Consider the following 21480-nt stretch of genomic DNA (forward strand, 5'->3'; position numbering starts at 1 on the left):
GCGTTCCTTCAGGGGCTTGCAGGTTTGGCGTTGTGCCGGAAGATGAAGTCCGGCGGCTCGGACGCGCGCGCCTCGATCAGGCTTTGCATGACGTCATGCTTGGGTGACCGGGCGCATACGGGATCGGTGGCGGCGGCATCGCCTGCCAGGGCCAAAGCCTGGCAGCGGCACCCGCCCCAATCCTTCTCTTTGAGGGCGCAACTCTGGCATGGATCTGGCATCCAGTCCGTGCCGCGGAAACGCCGGAAGGTGGGATCGTCATGCCAGATATCGCGGAGCGAACGCGCGCGGATATCGGGGAAGACGAGCCCGGGAATGGTTTCGGCCGCGTGGCAGGGCAGTGCCTGTCCGCGCGGGCCGACAATGATGAAACGGCGCGCCCAGCCGTCCATGCAGGCTTTGGGCTGGTCGCCGTAATAATCGGGCGTGACATAGTCGATCGCCATGCGTCCGGCATGGAGCGTGCGCCCGGCATCGACCGCCGCTGTCGCGTGACGCAGATCATCTTCATACGGCAGAAGCGCATCCCGGTTGATGAGGCCCCAGCCGTAATACTGCGTGTGTGCGATCTCGACCCGCTGTGCGCCGAGTGCAGCGCCGAGTGCGATCATCCTAGTCACCTCGCGCGCATTCTGGCGATGAATGACGAAATTGCAGGTGAGCGGCAGGCCGGCGGCGGTGACCAGGTGGGCGGCCGCAAGCTTGCGCGCCTGGGCACCGCGCATGCCGCCGATACGCTCGGCCTCCGCTGTGTCCGCATGTTGGAAGGAGAGCTGCACATGATCGAGCCCGGCATCCGCCAGCTCGGCCATTTTCGCCGCATCCAGCATGACGCCGGAGGTGATGAGGTTGACATAAAGACCAGCGGCCGAAGCCGCACGCACGAGTTCGGCCAAGTCACTGCGGGCCATGGGCTCACCGCCCGACAGATGCAGATGCAAGACGCCGAGATCGGCGGCCTCACTGAAAAGCCGGGACCAGTCGGCGGTCGAGACTTCCTCACTGGCACGGGCCATTTCCAGCGGGTTGGAGCAGTAGGGGCAGCGCAAAGGGCAGCGATGCGTGACTTCCGCGACCAGGGCCATGGGCAGTGGAATGGCGGTCATGCGCCCTCCCCCCGATCGACGATGACGCCGCGGGCCGCCAGATCGCCCAGCATCTCGACGACGTCCGCTTCGATGATCGCTTGCGGCGCCTCATACCGCGCGGCGAGATCGGCGACGATGGCGGCGACGGTTCGCGTGCCGTCGATCGCACCGAGAACCGCCTGGGCGGCGTCATCCGGCATCATGGCGCGTTCGGGTGTCAGCAATACCCAGACATTGCGCGCCGCATCGAAGCGGTATTTCACGCCGCGCGGAAAAGCCGGCACGCTGGCGGGCCCGATCACGCTCAAGCCTCTGCCGGAAGGAAACTGCCCGGCGGAACGAAACCCGGACTGACATAGGCGAAATAGAGCGCGTCCAGCTGCGACCACAGCACATCGCATTTGAAGCGCAATGCCGCGAGAACGGCGGTCTGCTTCTCGGCGTCCGTCGCATGACGTTTCACATAGTCCAGTGCGAAAGCCACATCCTTTGGCGCCTGGGTCAGACGCGGCGTGAAATAGGCCAGCGTTTCCGGCTTGATGAAATCATAATGCTGCAGCATGCCGGCGACACGTTCGCTGATGATGGAGGGCGAGAACATCTCGGTGAGGGAGGAGGCGATCGCCTCCAGAACCGAGCGCTCCGCCACGAAGCGCACATAGGCATCGACCGCGAAGCGCGTGCCGGGAAGAATACCTGTGGCGGACTCAACATAGTCAGCGTCCAGGCCGACACCTTCGGCGAGCTTGAGCCAGCGCGCGATACCGCCGGTACCGGGGCCGTCACCGTCATGATCGACGATGCGGGAGCGCCATTCGCGGCGCAGTTCAGCCGTTGGCAGGCGGGCCATCAGGCTCGCATCCTTCGCCGGAATGCGGCTTTGATAGTAGTAGCGGTTGAGCGCCCAAGCCTGAACCTGGCCGCGACTCAGCTTGCCGTCATGCAACAGGCGGTGAAAGGGATGCAGATTGTGGTAGCGCTCGGCACCGATTGCGTGGAGTGCGGCGTCAAGCTCTGCGGCAGATAGGACCGTATCCGTCATAGCCTCACCCTCATGCCATCGAAGGCGATCTCCCAGCCTGCCGCACGCACGGCCGCATGTTCTGCCGAGCTACGATCGAGAATGGGATTGGAATTGTTGAGATGGATGAGAATCTTGCGGCACAGGGGGACATCGGCAAAGGCTTCCAGCGTGCCGCCGGGACCCGAGACCGGCATATGCCCCATGCGGCGGCCGGTTTTGGGGCCAAGACCGGCCGCGATCATCTCGTCATCCTGCCAAAGCGTGCCATCAAAGAAGAGCAAGTCAGCGCCGGACAACCGATCTTTCAGCACATCTGTGATGTGGGCACAACCAGGAACGATGACGACGCGCTTGTCTCCATCGGAAATTTCCAGACCGCAGACATCGTCATCGGATGCAGTCGGGGCGCCATCCTGCTCCAGAAAAAGCGGCACCTTGCCCGGAACCGGAAAGAGTGTCGCGCGCAGCCGCTGCCCGCCTGCATGTGCGAGATCGAAACCCGTGTTGAGCGGGATGCTGTGGCGGTCCACGAAGTCTGACGCCAGCGCGTCAAAAATCGGATTTATTCCGACGATATCGAGCACGGTCTGCGTTGCAAAAATGGAAAATCTGTGCCGTTCGCGCAGACACAGCAGGCCAGCGATGGTATCGACCTCACCGGCTGTCAGTACAACGCCGCGCAGCGGTGAGGAGCGCAGCCCGGCCGTTGGTGTCAGCGCGGGCGTGGCCAGGATCTGCTGACGCAGGTCCGGCGAGGCATTGACCAGAAACCAATCCGTCTCATCTGCGCTGATCGCCAGAGAGGCCTGGCTTTGCGGCGGACAAGCAGGATCGCCGGCGCGGGCGCGACGGCAGGCTTCCGCATTGGAATTCCATTGCGGAAAGCCGCCACCGGCCGCCGCCCCGAGGACGGTGATTGCTATCATGGATAAAAAAATCCGCTCCCTTTCAGGAGCGGATGAACATCAGGACTTCGACGCGCAGACGTAGCTGTTGATCTCAGCACCCAGCGACACTTCAACGATACGGGGTTTTTTCCAAGCCATGACATGACCTCACAAAGATGAACACTCTGTAATTAGGTGCCGGCTTGCGATGTGGCAAGGCGCGCGCCCGGCCAAAAATCGAATGGCAAGTCCGCCCGCGATGGGACGCAGGGCCAGCTTAGTCAATCCGCCCGGTGAGACCGGAAAAACAGCAGATTCGGCAAGCCTGCGCCCTGTCCGGCGTAAGGATCGAAAACACCGAAATCGAGATTGCAGTCCGCCCCCAGATCACGCTTTCGTAAGCAAGCCTGTGGCACCTTGCGCGCCGCTTTCGTTTTGGGCGCCAACAGCCGTATCGTCCTAAAACCGCAACGAAATCGGGAGGTCTTGATGCTGGATGTTCTCGTGGTCGGAGCCGGCCCTGTCGGTCTTACATTAGCAGCAGAACTCGCGCGCTACGGCTTGTCGGTGCGGATCGTGGACAAGGCGGCCCATCCGACCACGACGTCGAAGGCGCTGGCGATCTGGAGCCGCAGCCTGGAGCTTTTCGACCGCATGGGCTGCACGGAAGCATTTCTGGCCGCCGGTATCCATGGCCATGGCGCCTCGATCCGCAGCGGCGGCCAAATCCTGGGCCATGCCAGGCTGGACGCCATTCCGAGCGTCTATAATTTCGCGCTGATGATCCCGCAGCGGGACACCGAACGGCTGATGGCAGCCCATCTGGCGCAGTTCGGCGTCAGCGTGGACCGCATCGTGGAACTGACTTCCTTCGCGGATCAGGGAGACCATGTCCGCGCCACGCTGCGCCATGGCGACGGCAGGGCAGAGACGATCGACTGCCATTGGCTGGTGGGCTGCGACGGCGCGCATAGTACCGTGCGCCATGGCCTCGGTGTTGAATTCGCGGGCGCGCCCGAACCGAATGACTGGGTGCTGGCCGATGTGATGCTCACGGGCCCTTCGGCGCCGCCCGCCGACGAGGTCAGCCTCTATCTGCATCGGGACGGGCTGGTGGTGATTTTCCCCATGCCGGGGCCGCGCTTCCGCGTGGTCGCGACGCTGGGTGCCACGGACCCCGCGAGGCCACGGCCGGAGCCGAGCCTGGACGCGATCCAGGCCCTGATTGATGGGCGCACCGGCGGCGGCTTCACGGCCGAAGACCCGCAATGGCTCGCCAATTTCCGGGTGCATGAACGCAAGGTCACCGAGTACCGGCAGGGCCGCATCTTCCTGGCGGGGGACGCCGCCCATATTCATAGCCCCGCCGGCGGCCAGGGCATGAATACCGGCATGCAGGATGCGATCAACCTCGCCTGGAAGCTCGCCATGGTGCGCCACGGCGTGGCCGACCCGGATCTGCTGCTCAGCTACAGCCCTGAGCGCAGCGCCGTGGGTGAGATGGTGCTGCGCAATGCCGGCCGCATGACGGAGATGGCGACGCTCGCCCATCCGGCCGCCCAGGGGGTGCGCAACCTGGTGCTGCGCTTTGCCCTGGGCCTGGCCCCGATCCGCGACCGGATGGCGCTGCAAATGAGCGAGATCGAAATCGCCTATGCGGAGAGCCCGCTTTCAGCCGGGGCGAAACGTGGCGCGCATGGGCTGACGGCGGGGGCGCGCCTGCCGCCCGAGCATTACGCTGGCGCCCCACCTGGCGCGGGCAATCGGCCGCGCTTCGTGCTGTATGCCGAGGCAGGGCCGGAGAGCGCGGCGCTGCTGACGCAGTTTCCGGCCCTGCTGGAGGACGCGGCCCGCCCGTCACCGGAACCGGGCCTTGTTCTGCTGGTCCGGCCCGACGGCTATATCGGCTTCGCGGGCAAGGCCGGCCAATGGGCAGAGGCCAGCGCCTATCTGGGCGGCCTCGCCGCGTGAGTCTTACCCGTCCTGGCTCGGCACCACCGAGATGATGACCTGAGCGAAGGCGTAAGGATATTCGTCCGTCATGGTCAGCGCGACCTGTGCCACCATGCCCGGCGGGGTCAGCGCGGCCAGACGCCGCGCGGCGCCGCCGGTCAATTTCAGGGTCGGCGCGCCGGACGGCAGGTTGACCACGCCGAGATCGGACATGAAGACGCCGGCGTTGAAACCGGTGCCCAGCGCCTTGGCGCAGGCCTCCTTGGCGGCGAAGCGCTTGGCGAAGGTCGGCGCCTGCAGTTTCTCCGTCCGGCGCAGCGCCTTGCGCCGTTCGGTCTCCGTAAACACGCGTTCCAAAAAGCGATTGCCGAAGCGCGCCATCGCCTTCTCAACCCGGCGGATGTCGCAAAGGTCGGACCCGATACCGATGATCATCAGCCCTTCGCCCGCTCCACCTGGGTGATACCGCTGGTGGCGCGCAGCCCCGCGATGACGGTCGAGAGATGGCGCAGGTTGCGCACCTCCACATCGAGCAGGATTTCGCAAAAATCCTGCTGCCGGCTGACGACGCGCAGATTGAGCACCGAACCGTCATGCTTGGTGACGGCGTTTGAGATATTGGGCAGCAGGTCACGCTCATTGGTCGCGATGACGCTGACGCGGCCGGAATAGGCCTGGCCACCGCGGGCGGAGGCGGGCAGCGTGTCATCCCATTCGACATCAAGAAAGCGCTCGGGGGTCGCGGCAAAACTCTGCAGCTGCGGGCAATCGCGGGTATGGATGGTGACACCCCGGCCGGTCGCGACAATGCCGACGATGGGGTCACCCGGCAGCGGATGGCAGCAGCCCGCGTAGCTGACGACCATGCCGGAGATGAGGCCGCGGATGGGCGGACCGGCAGCACTGTCGTCAGACTTCGACCCGGCGCGGCCTGCGGGGCGCGGCGGCAGGCCCATGCCAGGCAGCAGACGCGGCGCACGCGCCGTCTCGCGCATTTCGGGATAGGCCGCGTGGACGACATCCTTGGGCCCGACATGGCCGCTGGCGACCGCCACATACAGATCATCGACGGTGAGCAGCTTGAGGGTTTTGAGCGCGGGTTCCAGCGCGCGTTCCGACCCGTCCAGCCCTTCCTGGCGGAAGGCCTTTGCCAGCACCGCCCTGCCCTGCTCGCGATTGATGGTGCGCTGCTGCTGGGCGACGAAGCGGCGGATGCGGGCGCGGGCTTTGCCGGTGACGACGAAGCGTTCCCATTGCGGGGACGGCGTGCCGCCACGGGCGGTCATGATCTCCACCTGATCGCCGTTCTGCAGCTCGTAGCGCAGCGGCATCAGGCGCCCGTTGATCTTGGCGCCGACACAGGTGTCACCCACCTGGCTATGCACGGCATAGGCGAAATCGACCGGCGTGGCGCCACGCGGCAGCTGGATCAGCTCGCCCTTGGGCGTAAAGCAGAAGACCTGATCGTGATAGAGTTCGAGCTTGGTATTTTCCAGGAACTCATCCGCGGCCTGGCTGTTTTCAAGGATCTCGAGCAGATCCTGAACCCAGCGGAAGCGCTGCAGGTCGGCGGCCACCTGCGGATCACGATCCTTGTAGAGCCAATGCGCGGCGACACCGTTTTCAGCGATATCATGCATGTCGAACGTCCTGATCTGGACTTCGATCTTTTGATTGCGCGGCTCGCGCAGCGTGACACCCGTATGGATGCTTTTATAGCCGTTGGCCTTCGGCGTTGATATGTAATCCTTAAAGCGACCGGCAATGACGGGAAAGGCCGAGTGGATGGCGCCGAGCGCGATATAGCATTCGTCCCGCGTCTTCACGAGAAGACGGAAGGCCATGATGTCGGACAGCTGCTCATACGCGACATTACGCTTTTGCATCTTCTCCCAGATGGAGAAGGGCGATTTCTCGCGGCCCGTGACCTCGATATGGGTGAGGCCGGCGGCACGGCAGACGCGGATCAGCTCACGCCGGACTTCCTCGATGACATCGGCACCCTGGCCGCGCAGGAAGTTGAGGCGCGCCTGGATGCTGTCGAAGGCCTCGGGCTCCAGCTGCGCGAAGGCAAGATTCTGCAACTCGCTTTTGATCGCGTCCATGCCGATACGGCCGGCAAGGGGGGCGTAGATCTCCATCGTCTCCCGCGCGATGCGCTGACGGCGGGTCTGGCTGTCCATGAAATGCAGCGTCCGCATATTATGCAGACGGTCGGCCAGCTTCACGAGCAGGACGCGGATGTCCTTGCTCAGCGCCAGCACCAGCTTGCGGAAATTCTCCGCCTGTTTGGTGCGGTCGGATTGCAGTTCAAGCCGGGTGAGCTTGGTGACACCATCGACCAGCAGGGCGACATCCGGTCCAAACTGGCTTTCGATCTGCGCCTGGGTGACGCCGGTATCCTCGATCGTATCGTGCAGCAGGCCGGTGATGATGCTGCCGGGATCAAGCCGGTAGCCCGCCAGGATATCGGCGACCGCGATCGGATGGGTGATATAGGGGTCGCCATTGTCGCGCTGCTGGCCGGCATGCGCGGTGGAGGCGAGGACGAAGGCGCGGTCGATCTGACCGGCATCGACCTTCGGATCGTAGCTTTGGATTTTAAGGATCAGCGCCTTTTCAAGCGCCGAGAACGGCAGGCTGTCGATACCCTGCCCCTTGGCCGGTGGGTCCCCCCGGCCGGACGCCACACCGTCAGGCGGCGCGCGCGTCAGACCTATCAAGGCGTGGACGGCGTAAGACCGTCGTCCATCACCCATGGCGTTTTATCGCCGACCGCGACCGCCGAGTTCAGCCTCGATCGCCGCTTCAATGTCGAGAGAAGAATCATCGCGCCCCATATGGGCATTCTCCTCCTCGGCAGAGACGTCCTGCAAGCCGAAAATGTTCTGATCGGTCGGGATGAGGTCCATGACCTCCTCGTCGGCCGGCTCAGGCTCGGGCGCGCGGGAGAGCGTGCGGACCAGATCGCCTTCCAGGCGGTCCAGATCAACATTCTCCTCGGCGATTTCGCGCAGGGCGACGACAGGGTTCTTGTCATTGTCGCGGTCCAGCGTCAGCTCCTCGCCGCGGGCGATATTGCGCGCCCGCTGAGAGGCCAGCAGAACCAGCTCAAAGCGGTTCGGGACCTGCACAATGCAATCTTCAACGGTGACACGCGCCATCCGCTCAATCTCCGTGTGAAAGATGAGAGAACGCGGTGAGTAACCCGTCAGGCCGGCCAGCGCAAGGATTCTACGTCCGGCCCGCGGCATGGCTGGCATCCCAGCCCCCGGCGAAGGGCTGGATTTCGGCCAGGACCATGGCCTGATCAGGCAGGTTCGCGAGCAGGACAGCGGGCGTCAGGCCCAGCACCGGATGGCGCCAGTCCGGCGCCACGTCGATCAGCGGGACCAGCACGAAAGCCCGCTCATGCGCCCGGGGGTGGGGCAGAATCGGGTCCGGCTGGGGCGGTTCGCGGACGAGATCATCCACGGCGATGAGGTCGAGGTCGAGGCTGCGGGCGGCATTGGCGATACTGCGGGTGCGGCCGAACCGGGCCTCGATGGCCAAAATCTCGGCCAGCAGCCAGACCGGATCGACCATGCCGGACAGACGCATGACGCCGTTGATATAGGAGGGCTGGTCTGAGACGGGGACCGGGGCGGTGGCATAGAAGCGCGAGACCGCCTCCAGCCGCAGCCCCGGCAGGGCAGCGACCGCCATCACAGCCTGCCGGCAGGTCTCATGCGGGGGCGCGCCGTCCTGCCCGGGCAGATTGGCGCCGAATGCGATCAGAATCATGGGACCGCTCCCTGCCGGAGAGAACAGGCTTGCGCAAGACCGTAGCAAGCAATCCGGGTGATGATGCGTAGGCGGGCCGTCCAGGCTATGCCACAAGGGAGACACTGATGCACGCACAGGTTGTGCCGAGCGCCGAAGGAAGCAGGATGCAGCAATCCCCCGAATGGACCGAACCGCCACATGACTGCCCGCTCTGCCCGCGGCTTGTGGACTACCGGGAGGCCAATAGGCTGGCGCATCCCGACTGGTTCAACGGTCCGGTGCCGAGCTGGGGGCCGATCGACGCGCCCATCGCGATTGTCGGCATGGCCCCGGGCGTGCGCGGCGCCAACCGCACCGGCCGCCCCTTCACCGGCGATCATGCCGGCATCCTGCTGTACAATACGCTGATCCAGTTCGGCCTGGCCGAGGGGGCCTTCGACGCCAGGCCGGATGACGGGCTGCAGCTGGTCGGGTGCCGCATCATCAATGCCGTGCGCTGCGTGCCGCCGGCCAATCTGCCGACCCCGGCCGAGACCGCGACCTGCAACCGTTTCCTGACCTATGAGCTGCAGCGCATGCCCGGGCTGCGGGTCGCGATCGCCCTTGGCGTATTGGCCCATACGGCGGTGCTGAAAGCCTGCGGCATCAAGCAAAGCCATGTCCGCTTCCGCCACGGCGCGCTGCATGAGCTGCCGGACGGGCTGATCCTCGCGAACAGCTATCACGTGTCGCGCTACAACACGAATACGGGACGGCTGACCGAGGCGATGTTCCAGGACGTAGTGCAGGATTCTCTGGAACGGATCGCCGCCGAAGCCGCCTGACGCGCCCGGAGCGGCGCTTAGAACCGCGCCGAGACCGCAACCGAGCCGAAGTCGAACAGGCCGCCCTGCTGGGATGTGAACTCATGCGTCTGCCAGGTCTGGCTGGCGGTGACGCGCACGCCGTGCCAGATCATCGCGACGCCGACCTCGAATTCGCCCACCAGCGGGGCCGTATCAACGCTCGGCCCGTTGGCGAAGGAATTGCCGGCAAGCAGGGTGTTATAGGCGACCGCCTGCCCGTCGGCCCCGCCGAAGACATACCAGGCGAAACCGGAATCGGGCAGATAGGCGTCACCGCCATCGATGCCCGGCATGATGCGCCCGGCGCCGAAATCATCCTCAAGCCCCTGACCGATGCGCAGGACACCGCCGGCCTGGGCGTAGATCTGCTCGGTGCCGACGAAACCCGTGACGTCGGGCAGAAAATCGACGCCGACTGGCGCATCGTTCAGCGCCGGCAGAGAGGCGACCGTGAGCAACGGCACGCGCCAGGTGCGGTCTGCAAAGAAATTCAGCTCAGGGCGATTGTCGAGCTGATAGCCCCAACCCCGGTTCTGGGTGTCGCCGATGATGGCATGGAAACCGTTCTGGACGATTTCACCCCCGGCATCGGGCCCTAACACGCCGACCTGCATGCCAAGCCGCGTGCGGCTGGTGTCGGTATCCTGAATGAGTTGTCCCGTCAGCATCAGCGTCGCCGCATAGGGACGATCATTCGGATCGGGCGGGTTAAGCTGCGTATTCGACGGCGTGTACATCTGCTGACTGAGATCGATGCTGACACGCTGATTGCCGGAGCCGAGCAGCGCATGGCCAAAATTGGCCAGGAAATCCGGCACCTCGCCAGTCGGCCCCGTCCAGCCAAGCTGCACGCCGCTGGTATAGTATTCGTCCGTCGTTCCGGTGACATCGTTTTCGATGCGAATGGTATAGATGCTGCCGTCATCGGCGGGTGGAAGCGCCGCCGTCTGCGGCTGCGTCTGCGTCTGCGCCAAGGCATGATGAGATGCGGCAAAGCTGGCCGCGATCAGTACCCCCATGGCAAGCGGGACGGTAAAGCGCCGCAGACGACTGTGACCAGTGCGATTTTCCGGTATCATCATCTTTACACATTACATCCGAATTACGACAAATATAGCCTTATCCACGTCCCTCGCATCAGCAATAGCAACGATCAGGTTATAGGTGTTCTGTCACGCAATCGTGCTTGTGCGTTCCGCAAGACCGGTTCTGATCAAAATGCCCAGCGGCGTCTGCCATAAGGCGTCGGCCGGCAGCATGACTTTTCGCCGCCAGTTCGGACGTTCCATATCGGTTCCCGGCAAATTCAAAGCCTCGGTTTCCCGCCCGAGATCATCGGCCTGGACAAGATCGAGCACGCAGGCCGTGCGGCCGATATAGGCGTGGAAGGCCGCTGCCACGGTATCGGACATCGGCGCCACGGGATCGATCGACGCCACATCCGCGAGCAGGCCCTGCGCCGCGAGCGCAGCAAGCGCGATGCGTTTCTCCTCCGCCCGCTGCACCAGCGCCTGCTCCGTTGCCGCATCATCCGACAGATGCAGCGTGCGCCGTTCCACGATATCGGCGGCTTCCCACCAGCCGGCGAGCGTCGGCAGATCATGGGTGGAGACACAGGCAGCGGCCAGGGCGGGATAGGCGGAGGGCGGACGGAAGCCTTGGCCCTCGCGCTCGAACCAGAAGACGCGATAGGCGAGCAGACCGGACTCCGCCATCGCCTCCCGCACGCCGTCGGGCACCGTGCCTAGATCCTCGCCCACCACCAGGCAGCGTGCGGCCTGACTTTCCAGTGCCGTGATGCCCAGCATGTCCTGCAGCGGATAGGCGAGATAGGCGCCTTCCGCAGGCTTGCCGCCCTCGGGGATCAGGAACAGCCGGTTCAGCCCCAGCACATGATCGATGCGGAGCGCACCGGCGTGACGCATATTGGCCCGCAAGAGCGCGCCGAACCCGGCATAGGCTTGCGCGCGCATCGCCCAGGGGTTGGGCGGCGGCAGGTTCCAGTTTTGCCCTTCGACCGAAAACGGGTCCGGTGGCGCGCCGACTGAGACCCCGGTCATCAGCAAATCCTGCTCGGACCAGGCTTCGGCACCGACAGGCGCCGTGCCGACCGCCAGATCCCGGTAGAAGCCGAGCGAGAGGCCGGCCGCGCGGGAGGCCGCATCGGCCGCAGCCAGCTGATGGTCGGCGACGAATTGCTGGAAGGCGAAGAAATCGACCCTCTCCGCCTGGGCAAGGGTGACATCCTGTACTGCCTTGCTCTCGGGGTCACGCAGAGCAGCGGGCCAGCCTTGCCAGGAGACATCCGGGTAGGTGGCGCTGATGGCCTGGAACGTCGCGAAATGGGTCAAGGCACGGCCGCCGGCAGCCCGGAAGCGCGCAAAGGCGATCGCTGCCGGATGGCTGGCAGGCAGTGCCGTGAGGACAGCGAAGGCCGCGCGCAGCACCCGCACCTTGGCAGCCCAGACGCCGGGGTAGTCGACGGCTCTGCGCTCGTGCAACCCCGCGAAGGCGCCACCTTCGGCCGACAGTGCCGCCTGCACCGCCGGCAGATCGCCGAGATAGGGCAGATTTGCGACGTCGATATAGAGCGGGTCCAGAAAACGCCGGTCCGACGGCGAGTAGGGGCTGACGAGGCTTCGGTTTTCCGGGAACAAGGCATGCAGGGGATTAAGGCCGACGATCGCGCCGCCGACGCCGGCCGTCTGCCGTCCAACCGCGGCGAGGGTTGAAAAGTCACCGATGCCTTGATCGCCCGCGCGGCGCAGACTGTAGAGATGAGTCGCGATACCGAAACGGCGTCCGCCTGCGGCCAGCGCCGGCGGCAGGTAGCAGCGCTGGGGGGCGACCGTCAGCTGCATCTCGCCATGCTCTGCGCTATCCTCGCAGACCAGCCGATGACGGCCGATAGGCTGCGGCGGCAGGGAGACATGGCGCACATGACCGACACGCCCGTCAGCGCCTGTCACCGGCGCGCGTCCGGCATCATCCGGCAGCACCACGAAACGCGCCCGGCTGCCATCCTCGCGCGTCAGCACAAGGGCGATCGCCCGCGGCAAAGCGGCGAGCGCCGGCCCCAGCGTCAGCGTGATGGAATGCCCTTCACGCACCACCAGGCTGGGCGGCAGAGACGCGAAATCGCGCAGATTGGTGAGGCGATAGAGGCTTTCCGCGATATCGGCCGGGCTGTCCGCCGCAAGCTTCATCGCCCGCAGCAAGGCCCGCTTGCTGTCATCGGGGACATGATGGAGCGTGCCCGCAATATCCCACCAATCCTGTGCCAGACCTGCAGCTTGGGTGAGTGTCGCGAGCCGGCCGGCCGGGTCACGCCGGGCGAGTGCCAGACTTTCCGCCGGTACGATCTGCGCCGCCGTCAGCGAGGGTTCCTCGATCAGCAAAAGCGCGGTCCGCGCCTCCACATGCAGCGCGGCATCGACCACGACGCTTTCGGCCTCGGGCTCCGCACTGTCGATGGCGCGGCGCCACACGAAACCCGGACGCGGCGCCGGCACGGTGAGGACAAAGCCGGACCAGCCCGCATGCAGCACGACCAAAGCGCGGCTGCCGGTCTCTCCACCACCCGAGGCTGCGGGCCGGTAGAGATCAGCGATGAGCGTCCGGTTATCGGCATTCTGCCAATCCTCGACCCGCATCCCCTCCCCGTCCGGCCGCCGCCAGACGACATCGGGGCGCAATGTGTCATCCGCCGGATCGCCGGTCAGATGGGCGAGATGCGTCAGCGCCGGGCAGGCGCGGCGGGCCGCGATGAGTTTTGCCGTGAAACGCGCAAGGCCATGATCGGCCGCGTGCCAATCGACCCATGAAATCGGCGTATCCTGCGCATAGGCATTGTTATTGCCCTGCTGCGTGCGGCCGAGTTCATCACCGGCGGCCAGCATCGGCGTGCCGCGCGACAGCAGAAGGGTTGCCAGCAGCGCCCGGATATCGGCCTGACGCGCGATGACAACGCCCTCATCCGCGCTTGGCCCCTCAACACCATGGTTCCAGGACTGGTTGTCCGTGGTGCCGTCGCGGTTCTGCTCGCCATTCGCCTCATTATGCTTGCCCGCATAGGAGACGAGATCGGCGAGGGTGAACCCGTCATGCGCGGTGATGAAATTGATGCTGCGCGAGGGCTGATGCGTGCTCTGGCCGAAAATGTCGGACGAGCCCGCGAAGCGCGTCGTCGTCTCGCCCAGCATCCCGGCGTCCCCGCGCCAGAAGCGTCGCAGGGTGTCCCGGTAGCGGTCGTTCCATTCGCCCCAGGGGTGCGGAAAGGCGCCGACCTGATAGCCGCCATACCCCACGTCCCAGGGCTCGGCGATCATGGCGATGCCGCGCAGGCTGGGATCTTGCGCCACCGCCTGCAGGAAGGGCGCGCGCGGATCATAGACCGACGGGTTGCGTGCGACTGCCGGTGCCAGGTCAAAGCGATAGCCCGAAAGGCCGGCGCGGCGAACCCAGAGCCTGAGACTGTCCATGACCATGCGCAGCACGATCGGATGATCGACTGCCAGCGTATTGCCGCAGCCGGTATCATTGACCAGCACGCCCGGCTGGCCAGGGACGAAGCGATAATAGCTGCGATGGTCGAGGCCACGGAAGGACACGGTGGGGCCCATCGCATCGCCCTCACCCGTATGGTTGAAGACGACATCGAGCAGACTGGCGATGCCGCGTTCATGCAGGGCTTCAACAGTCGCGCGGATTTCCGCGAAGCCGCCGGGCGCCAGACGCGGATCGGGCGCCATATAGGTGACGGGATTGTAGCCCCAGTAATTGGTCAGACCGAGCGGCGGCAGGTGCCGCTCCTCCAGCCAGGCCGAGGAGGGCAGAAATTCCACAGCACCAATATCGAGACCGGTGAGATAGGAGAGCAGCGGCGCCTGGGCGATCGCCGCATAGGTGCCACGCAGCTGTTCCGGGATATCCTCGCGCAGCTTGGAAAAGCCGCGCACATGCATCTCATAGATGACCTGCCGCTGCCAGGAGAGCGGCGGCAGGGCCACGGCGTCATCCGGCGCTTCGATGATCGCCTTGGGCATAAAAGGTGCGCTGTCATCCTGGTTGGGCGGCGCGCCCGTTGAGGTACCAGGCGGCCAGTCGAACATGCTCGCATGCAGCGTGAACGGCCGGTCCAGCCGGGTTGCGTAGGGATCGATCAGCAGCTTGGTGGGGTTGAAGCGATGCCCCTCCGCAGGCGCCCAGGGACCATAGGCACGCAGGCCGTAGCGCGCGCCGACGCCCACACCCGCGATCTCACCATGAAAAATATCGAAGGTACGCGACGGCAGCAGGATGCGTTCGATCTCGGTCTCGCCCGTCTCATCAAACAGGCAGAACTCGATCGCCGTCGCATGGGCCGAGAAGACGGCGACATTGATGCCGCCCTCCGTCAGCGTCACGCCGAGCGGCTCCGACGAGCCGTCCGCCTTGATCGCCAGGGTCATGCGCGCAAAGCCTCAGTCTCAGTGATGTCCGGGCGGCCGTCGGCCATTTCCCGGTATAGTTGGGCATAGAGCCGCGCGGAACGCCGCCAGGACACATCGGTGCGCATGCCGTTGCGCTGGATACGGCGCCAAAGCGCCGGTTTGCGCCAGAGCGCGGCGACGCGCAGCGCGGCCGATTCCAGCATCTCGACCGTCGGCGGATGGAACTGCACGCCGGTGCCGATGCCCTCCGCCCGCGCCATTTCATTCGCGTCGATGACGGTGTCGGACAGGCCACCGACACGGGCGACGACCGGGATGCAGCCGTAGCGGAGCGCATAAAGCTGGGTCAGGCCGCAGGGCTCAAACCGGGAGGGCAGTAGCAGCGCATCCGCCCCCGCCTGCATGAGATGGCCCAGTTCCTCATCATAGCCGATGACGCAGCCGACACGGCCGGGATAGGCTGTCACCGCGTCGCGCACCGCGCGCTCCATCGCCCGGTCACCCTGACCGATGAAGGCGACCTGCGCCCCGGTGCCGAGGATCAGCGGCAGGGCATCGAGCACCATGTCGATGCCCTTCTGCCAGGTCAGCCGGCTGATGAGACCGAATAGCAAGACATCCGCATCTTCACGCAGGCCGACCCGCCGTTGCAAGGTCAGCTTGTTGATGCGCCGCGGCTTGATATGCAGCCGGTCGAATTTTGCCGCGATGAGATTGTCGGTGGATGGGTCCCAGACATCCTCGTCGATACCATTGAGGATTCCCTGCACATCACCGATGCGGTCTCGCACCAATCCGCCCAGCCCCATGCCACCCTGCAGGGTGGCGATTTCCTCGGCATATTTGGGCGAGACCGTGGTGATGCGATCGGCAAATTGCAGCCCCGCCTTCAGGAAGCCGATGCCGCCATAATATTCGACGCCATCGACGCCCATGGAATCGGGCGGAAGGCCAAGCCGGTCCAATAGTTCCGGCGCATATTGACCCTGGAAGGCGAGGTTATGCACGGTCATGACGGACGACGGACGCCGCCGGTCTGCCGCCCGGTAATGCAGATAGGCCGGCGTCAATCCAGCCTGCCAGTCATGGGCATGGACGATATCGGGCCGGAAGGCCGCAACTTCGCCGAGCCCAATGGCCGCCCCCACCGCGCTGAGGGCAGCAAAGCGGATGGGGTTATCGGGCCAATCTTCCTTGTCCTCATCCGTATAGGGCGTGCCCGGACGGTCATAGAGATGGGGGGCGTCGATGATGAGGATATCAAGCCCGCCGACGACCGCCCGCAGCAGCCGTGCCGGTCCGCCGAAGAGATCGTCGAAATGATGGATCGCCTCAGCCCCCGACACCTTCGCAAGCACCTTGGGGTAGCCCGGGATCAGCGAGGTGATCTTGATGCCTTCGGGCTTCAGGAAAAGCGGCAATGACCCCGCAACATCCGCGAGGCCGCCGGTCTTGATGAGCGGGAAAAGCTCTGAGACGACGGACAGAACGGAGACAGCGCTCCTCACGACCGCTGCACCGGCTCAGACCCGTCCAAGCATCCGTTATTCTGGATCATATGCGAAATAGACCGTGGCCAGAGGAGGAATGGTGATCGCCGCAGAGGCCGGGAAGCCGTGGCTTGGGATGTCTTCGGCCAGGATAGCGCCGCCATTGCCCTGGTTGCCGCCGCCATAGAGACCGGCATCGGTATTGAGGATTTCCCGCCAGCGACCGGCAAATGGCAGGCCGATGCGATAGCCTTCGCGCAGCACCGGCGTGAAATGGGAGACGACGGCGACGGGCGCGATACCCTCCTCACCGCCCATGCGGACCCAGGCGAAGACAGACTGTTCGGCATCATCGGAGACGATCCAGCGGAAGCCCTCGGGCTCGCAGTCGCGCCGATGCAGCGCGAGCGTCGCGCGATAGAGGTGGTTAAGGTCACGCACCAGACGCTGCACACCGGCATGCGGCGCCTGCTCCGTCTCATGCCAGTCAAGGCTGCGCTCGAAATTCCATTCCCCGCTCTGGCCAAATTCCTGGCCCATGAAGAGCAGCTTCTTGCCCGGCTGCGCCCACATGAAACCGTAATAGGCGCGCAGATTGGCAAAGCGCTGCCATTCATCGCCCGGCATGCGGCCGAGGATGGATTTCTTGCCGTAGACCACTTCATCATGCGACAGCGGCAGCATGAAATTCTCGGTAAAGGCATAGACCATGCCGAAGGTCATGCGGTCATGGTGCCATTTTCGATGCACAGGGTCCTGGGCCATATAGTCCAGGGTGTCGTGCATCCAGCCCATGTTCCACTTGAAGCCGAAGCCCAAGCCCCCGCTATAGGTGGGCGCCGAGACGCCGGCCCAGGCCGTTGACTCCTCAGCGATCATCGCCGTGCCAGGGAAATTGGCATAGGCGAGTTCGTTGACGCGGCGCAGGAAGGCGACCGCCTCGCGATTGTCGTTGGAGCCGTCCTCGTTCGGAATCCATTCACCGGGCTTCCGCGAATAATCCAGATACAGCATCGACGCCACGGCATCGACGCGCAGCCCGTCGAGATGAAAGACATCCAGCCAGTAGATGGCGTTGGAGACGAGGGTCGCCGAGACTTCGTTGCGGCTGAAATTATAGATCGCCGTATTCCAGTCCGGGTGGTAGCCGCGCCGCGGGTCGGCATGGTCATAGAGATGGGTGCCGTCGAAGCGGGCCAGGCCATGCGCATCGGTCGGGAAATGGGCGGGCACCCAGTCCAGGATGACACCCAATCCATACTGGTGCGCGCGGTTGACGAAACGGGCAAAAGCCGCCGGGTCACCGAAGCGCCGGGTGGGCGCGAAAAGCCCCACCGGCTGATAGCCCCAGGAGGCATCGAGCGGATGCTCGGTGATCGGCATCAGCTCAAGATGCGTGAAGCCCATCTCGTACGCGTACGGGATGAGCCGGTCGGCCAGTTCGTCATAGGTCAGGAAGCGGTTATTGTCGCCCCGCGCCCAGGAGCCGAGATGCACTTCATAGACGGTCATCGGCTTGCGGCGGGCGTCCCCCGTGCCGCGGGCCGCGCGATGCGCCGCGTCATCCCAGGCGAAGTTGTCGATCCGCGCGATGACAGAGGCCGTCGAGGGCCGCATCTCGGCTGAAAACCCGACCGGATCGGCTTTCAGCGGCAGCAGCTCGCCCTGAGGCCCGACGATTTCGTATTTATAGGCGGCGCCCTCCGCGACTTCGGGGGCGAAAATCTCCCACACGCCGCTGCCGGGGCGGCGGCGCATCTGATGGCGGCGGCCATCCCAGCTGTTGAAATCCCCCACCACGGCGACGCGGCGCGCATTGGGCGCCCAGACGGCGAAATGCACGCCGGGCACGCCCTCATGGGTCATGACATGGGCGCCGAGACGCTCGAACACGCGCTGATGCGTGCCTTCGGCAAAGAGGTAATCGTCGAGCGCGCCGAGCACCGGCGGGAAGGCGTAAGGGTCATACAATTCCCAGACGCCACCCGCATTCTGCGCGCGGAGCTTGTAGAGCGTGCCGGGCTGAAGATCCGGCACCAGGCCTTCAAAGAAGCCATGGGCGTGCTTGCGGGTCAGGTTGACGAAAAGCCGGTCATCCGGCCCGATCACCGCCAGGCTTTCGGCATTGGGCACGAAAGCCCGCACCGCCGGCCCGGCATCCGTCCTATGCGGGCCCAGAACGCCAAAGGGATCGCCATGCCGCGCGCCCAGAATGGCCTGAAGGTCTGCCTGGGCAACCCGCCAATCCAAGACGCGGCGCAGGCCGCCCCTTTCGCGTTCGATGGTCGTCACGTTATTGCTCTACCTGTTCGGCCAAGTCGGCACATTCCAAAGTTCGGACGCATATTCCCGGATCGATCGGTCCGAGGAAAAGAAACCCATGCCGGCTGTATTGAGAATGGCCGAGCGCCGCCAGTCTGGCTGGCGACGCCAGACAGACCCGACGTCGCGCTGGCGCTGATAATAGTCATCGAAATCGGCCGCGACCATGAAGTAGTCATGATGACGGATGGCATCGATCAACCCGCGATAACGACCCGGATCGTCGGGGCTGAAATTGCCGTTCTCGACAGCCGTCAAAACCTCCTGAAGCACGTCTGATTTGGCGATGAAATCGGATGAATCAATGGTCTGACGGCGGCGGGCTTCAACCTCCTCGGCCGTCATGCCGAAGATGAAGATATTGTCGCTGCCCACCCTTTCAAGCATCTCCACATTCGCGCCATCCAGCGTGCCGATGGTCAGCGCGCCATTGAGCGCGAACTTCATGTTGCCGGTGCCCGACGCCTCCATGCCGGCCGTCGAAATCTGCTCGGAGAGATCGGCCGCGGGAATGATGACCTCGGCCAGGCTGACATTGTAGTTCGGCAGGAACACAACCTTGAGGGCGTCGCGCAGCGTGGGGTCGCTGTTGATGACGCGCGCCACGTCATGGGCGAGCTTGATGATGAGCTTGGCACGATGGTAGCTGGGCGCGGCTTTGCCGGCGAAAATCTTGACGCGCGGCGTCCAGTCCCGCATCGGCTGGGCGCGGATCGCGTTGTAGAGCGCGATCGTCTCCAGAATATTGAGCAGCTGCCGCTTATATTCGTGAATGCGCTTGATCTGGACATCGAACAGCGCCTGCGGGTTGAGCCTGACCCCCACCCGCTCGCGTACCAGGCGGGCCAGAGCCGCCTTGTTGTCCTGCTTCACCGCGGCGAACTTCTCCTGGAAGCTCGCATCATCGGCGAAGGGCGCCAGCTTGATGAACTGCGTCTCGTCATCGAGGATGCCCGGCCCCACCGCATCGACGATGAGCTGCGTCAGACCCGGATTGGACTGGTAGAGCCAGCGGCGGAAAGTGATGCCATTGGTCTTGTTGTTGATCCTGTCTGGATACATCGCATTAAAGTCATGGAAGACGGTCTTGCGCATCAGATCGGTATGCAGCGCGGAGACGCCGTTGACCTTGTGCGAGCCGAGGAAGGCGATATTGCCCATGCGCACGCGCCGGCCATGGGTTTCATCGACCAGCGAGAGGCTGGTCATCATCGCGACATCGTCCGGGAAGCGATGCTTCACCTCATCCAGGAACATCAGATTGAGCAGATAGATGATCTGCATGTGGCGCGGCAGCAGCCGCTCCATCAGCGGAACCGGCCAGGTTTCCAGCGCCTCAGGCAAAAGGGTATGGTTGGTATAGCAGAAAGTCTTACGCGTAATGTCCCAGGCCTGTTGCCAGGGCACCTTATGGACATCGACCAGGATGCGCATGAGTTCGATCACGGCGATCGACGGATGCGTGTCATTGAGCTGGATCGCCGCCTTCTCATGCAGCGTTTCGATGGTCTTGAAGGATTTCAGATGGCGGCGGATGAGATCCTGCAGGCTGGCGGCGGCAAAGAAATACTCCTGCCGCAGGCGCAGTTCCTGCCCTGCCGGGGTCTCGTCGCTGGGATAGAGCACGCGGGAGATGGCTTCCACGCGGGTGCGTTCGCTGAGTGCGCCGACATGGTCGCCCTGATTGAAGGCATCGAGCCTGATCGGATCGACCGCGCGCGCCGACCACAGGCGCAGCGCATTCACATGCCGCCCGCGCCAGCCCACAATCGGGATGTCATAGGCGATGGCCGAGACCCGTTCGGCCGGGTGCCATTCATGCTGGGATTCCGAATCAGAGTCCGAGACCATTTCGACTTCGCCGCCGAAGCCGATGTCATAGGAGATTTCCGGCCGCTCGAACTGCCAGGGATTGCCCAGTTCCAGCCAGTCCTCGGGATATTCCTGCTGAAAGCCGTTCTTGACGATCTGACGGAACAGGCCGTGTTCATAGCGGATGCCGTAGCCGATGGCCGGAATGGCGAGGCTCGACATGCTTTCAAGGTAGCAGGCGGCCAGACGGCCGAGGCCGCCATTGCCGAGGGCGGCATCGGGCTCCATCTGGCGGATGGCGTCGAAATCGACACCCAGCTCATCCAGCGCCGCCTTGACCACGTCATAAAGGCCGAGATTGGCGAGATTGTCCCGCAGCAGGCGGCCGATGAGGAATTCCAGCGACATGTAATAGACGCGCTTGGCGCCCGAGGCGTAGGTCGAATCCGTGCTGCGGTGCCAGCCGTCCACGACACGGTCGCGCAGCGCCAGCGCCGTCGCCACATACCAATCCCGGTTGTTGGCGGCGATGCGGATCTTGCCGACCTGATAGTAGAGCTTCTGCTCGATACTATCGCGCATCGCGGCGACGTCGCGGGCCAGCGCCTCGGCCGGAGTTTCGTCGCTATAGGGCGCGCGGGTGGCGGGAGCGGCGGACGGGGCGTCATGGTCTAACGTCACCAGGGGTCTCTCCTCAACAATTGCGGCTCCAGGGCCGTTTCAGGTCAGTTTCTGGCCTGCCACCGGCCTTTTCCGTTTCGGGACAGACGGGGCGATTGTTCACAGCTTGCGCATGATCGCGGACGAAGGAAAGAGGCATTCCGCGGTCGCAGCATGACGAACTGGCGTCGGTCCAAACCTC

General features: G+C 64.5%; 16 protein-coding genes. 2 read left to right on the forward strand and 14 right to left on the reverse strand.

Features of this window, described 5'->3' with window-relative positions; translation table 11 throughout:
* Window positions 1-8 precede the first annotated feature (8 nt).
* The 5 genes from pqqE to pqqA are packed head-to-tail and all read right to left on the reverse strand — an operon-like array spanning window position 9 to window position 3158.
* A complete protein-coding gene (gene pqqE, locus AC3G7M_RS18005; protein ID WP_489213515.1) occupies window positions 9-1106 on the reverse strand; it encodes a pyrroloquinoline quinone biosynthesis protein PqqE in 1098 nt (365 codons plus the stop codon).
* The gene (gene pqqD / locus AC3G7M_RS18010) at window positions 1103-1390 is read right to left on the reverse strand and encodes a pyrroloquinoline quinone biosynthesis peptide chaperone PqqD (RefSeq protein ID WP_489213516.1); all 288 of its coding nucleotides are present in this window, start codon (window positions 1388-1390) and stop codon (window positions 1103-1105) included. Before pqqD ends, pqqE begins: the two co-directional genes overlap by 4 nt.
* 2 nt (window positions 1391-1392) lie before the next feature.
* Window positions 1393-2130 (reverse strand): pyrroloquinoline-quinone synthase PqqC, encoded by a 738-nt coding sequence (gene pqqC, locus AC3G7M_RS18015; RefSeq protein WP_489213517.1) that lies wholly within the window; start codon window positions 2128-2130, stop codon window positions 1393-1395.
* Entirely contained in the window at window positions 2127-3038 is a 912-nt protein-coding gene (gene pqqB, locus AC3G7M_RS18020) for a pyrroloquinoline quinone biosynthesis protein PqqB (protein ID WP_489213519.1), read from the reverse strand. Before pqqB ends, pqqC begins: the two co-directional genes overlap by 4 nt.
* A gap of 39 nt (window positions 3039-3077) precedes the next feature.
* Entirely contained in the window at window positions 3078-3158 is an 81-nt protein-coding gene (pqqA, locus tag AC3G7M_RS18025; RefSeq protein WP_489216098.1) for a pyrroloquinoline quinone precursor peptide PqqA, read from the reverse strand.
* A gap of 330 nt (window positions 3159-3488) precedes the next feature.
* Between pqqA and AC3G7M_RS18030 the strand changes: the two genes are divergently transcribed.
* Complete coding sequence (locus AC3G7M_RS18030) at window positions 3489-4970, forward strand: FAD-dependent oxidoreductase (protein ID WP_489213520.1); 1482 nt, start codon at window positions 3489-3491, stop codon at window positions 4968-4970.
* 3 nt (window positions 4971-4973) lie between these two features.
* Here the strand turns inward: AC3G7M_RS18030 and acpS are convergent, their stop codons facing one another.
* The 4 genes from acpS to folK all read right to left on the reverse strand — a co-directional run bounded on the left by acpS (window position 4974) and on the right by folK (window position 8735).
* The gene (gene acpS / locus AC3G7M_RS18035; protein WP_489213521.1) at window positions 4974-5387 is read right to left on the reverse strand and encodes a holo-ACP synthase; all 414 of its coding nucleotides are present in this window, start codon (window positions 5385-5387) and stop codon (window positions 4974-4976) included.
* Window positions 5387-7711 (reverse strand): RelA/SpoT family protein, encoded by a 2325-nt coding sequence (locus tag AC3G7M_RS18040; protein WP_489213522.1) that lies wholly within the window; start codon window positions 7709-7711, stop codon window positions 5387-5389. Before AC3G7M_RS18040 ends, acpS begins: the two co-directional genes overlap by 1 nt.
* 6 nt (window positions 7712-7717) lie before the next feature.
* The gene (gene rpoZ / locus AC3G7M_RS18045; protein ID WP_489213523.1) at window positions 7718-8116 is read right to left on the reverse strand and encodes a DNA-directed RNA polymerase subunit omega; all 399 of its coding nucleotides are present in this window, start codon (window positions 8114-8116) and stop codon (window positions 7718-7720) included.
* A 70-nt stretch (window positions 8117-8186) separates the two neighbouring features.
* Window positions 8187-8735: a 2-amino-4-hydroxy-6-hydroxymethyldihydropteridine diphosphokinase gene (gene folK / locus AC3G7M_RS18050; protein WP_489213524.1), complete on the reverse strand. Its 549-nt coding sequence runs from the start codon at window positions 8733-8735 to the stop codon at window positions 8187-8189.
* Between the two features lie 146 nt (window positions 8736-8881).
* On the opposite strand from folK, the gene AC3G7M_RS18055 reads away from it, so the two are divergent.
* The gene (locus AC3G7M_RS18055) at window positions 8882-9541 is read left to right on the forward strand and encodes a uracil-DNA glycosylase (RefSeq protein WP_489213525.1); all 660 of its coding nucleotides are present in this window, start codon (window positions 8882-8884) and stop codon (window positions 9539-9541) included.
* A gap of 17 nt (window positions 9542-9558) precedes the next feature.
* On the opposite strand, the gene AC3G7M_RS18060 is transcribed toward AC3G7M_RS18055, so the two are convergent.
* The 5 genes from AC3G7M_RS18060 to AC3G7M_RS18080 all read right to left on the reverse strand — a co-directional run bounded on the left by AC3G7M_RS18060 (window position 9559) and on the right by AC3G7M_RS18080 (window position 21299).
* Complete coding sequence (locus AC3G7M_RS18060) at window positions 9559-10644, reverse strand: lipid A deacylase LpxR family protein (protein ID WP_489213526.1); 1086 nt, start codon at window positions 10642-10644, stop codon at window positions 9559-9561.
* Between the two features lie 90 nt (window positions 10645-10734).
* Window positions 10735-15012, reverse strand: a complete 4278-nt coding sequence (gene glgX / locus AC3G7M_RS18065; protein WP_489213527.1) for a glycogen debranching protein GlgX — start codon at window positions 15010-15012, stop codon at window positions 10735-10737.
* Window positions 15009-16502 carry a glycogen synthase GlgA gene (glgA, locus tag AC3G7M_RS18070; protein ID WP_489213528.1) on the reverse strand — a complete coding sequence of 498 codons (1494 nt, stop codon included), beginning with the start codon at window positions 16500-16502 and terminating at the stop codon, window positions 15009-15011. The genes glgX and glgA overlap by 4 nt, the downstream gene beginning before the upstream one ends.
* Before the next feature lie 36 nt (window positions 16503-16538).
* Window positions 16539-18776, reverse strand: coding sequence for a 1,4-alpha-glucan branching protein GlgB (gene glgB / locus AC3G7M_RS18075; protein WP_489213529.1), 2238 nt, complete (start codon window positions 18774-18776; stop codon window positions 16539-16541).
* A gap of 9 nt (window positions 18777-18785) precedes the next feature.
* Complete coding sequence (locus tag AC3G7M_RS18080) at window positions 18786-21299, reverse strand: glycogen/starch/alpha-glucan phosphorylase (protein ID WP_489213530.1); 2514 nt, start codon at window positions 21297-21299, stop codon at window positions 18786-18788.
* Window positions 21300-21480 lie beyond the last annotated feature (181 nt).

This window comes from Acidisoma sibiricum (assembly GCF_057837225.1).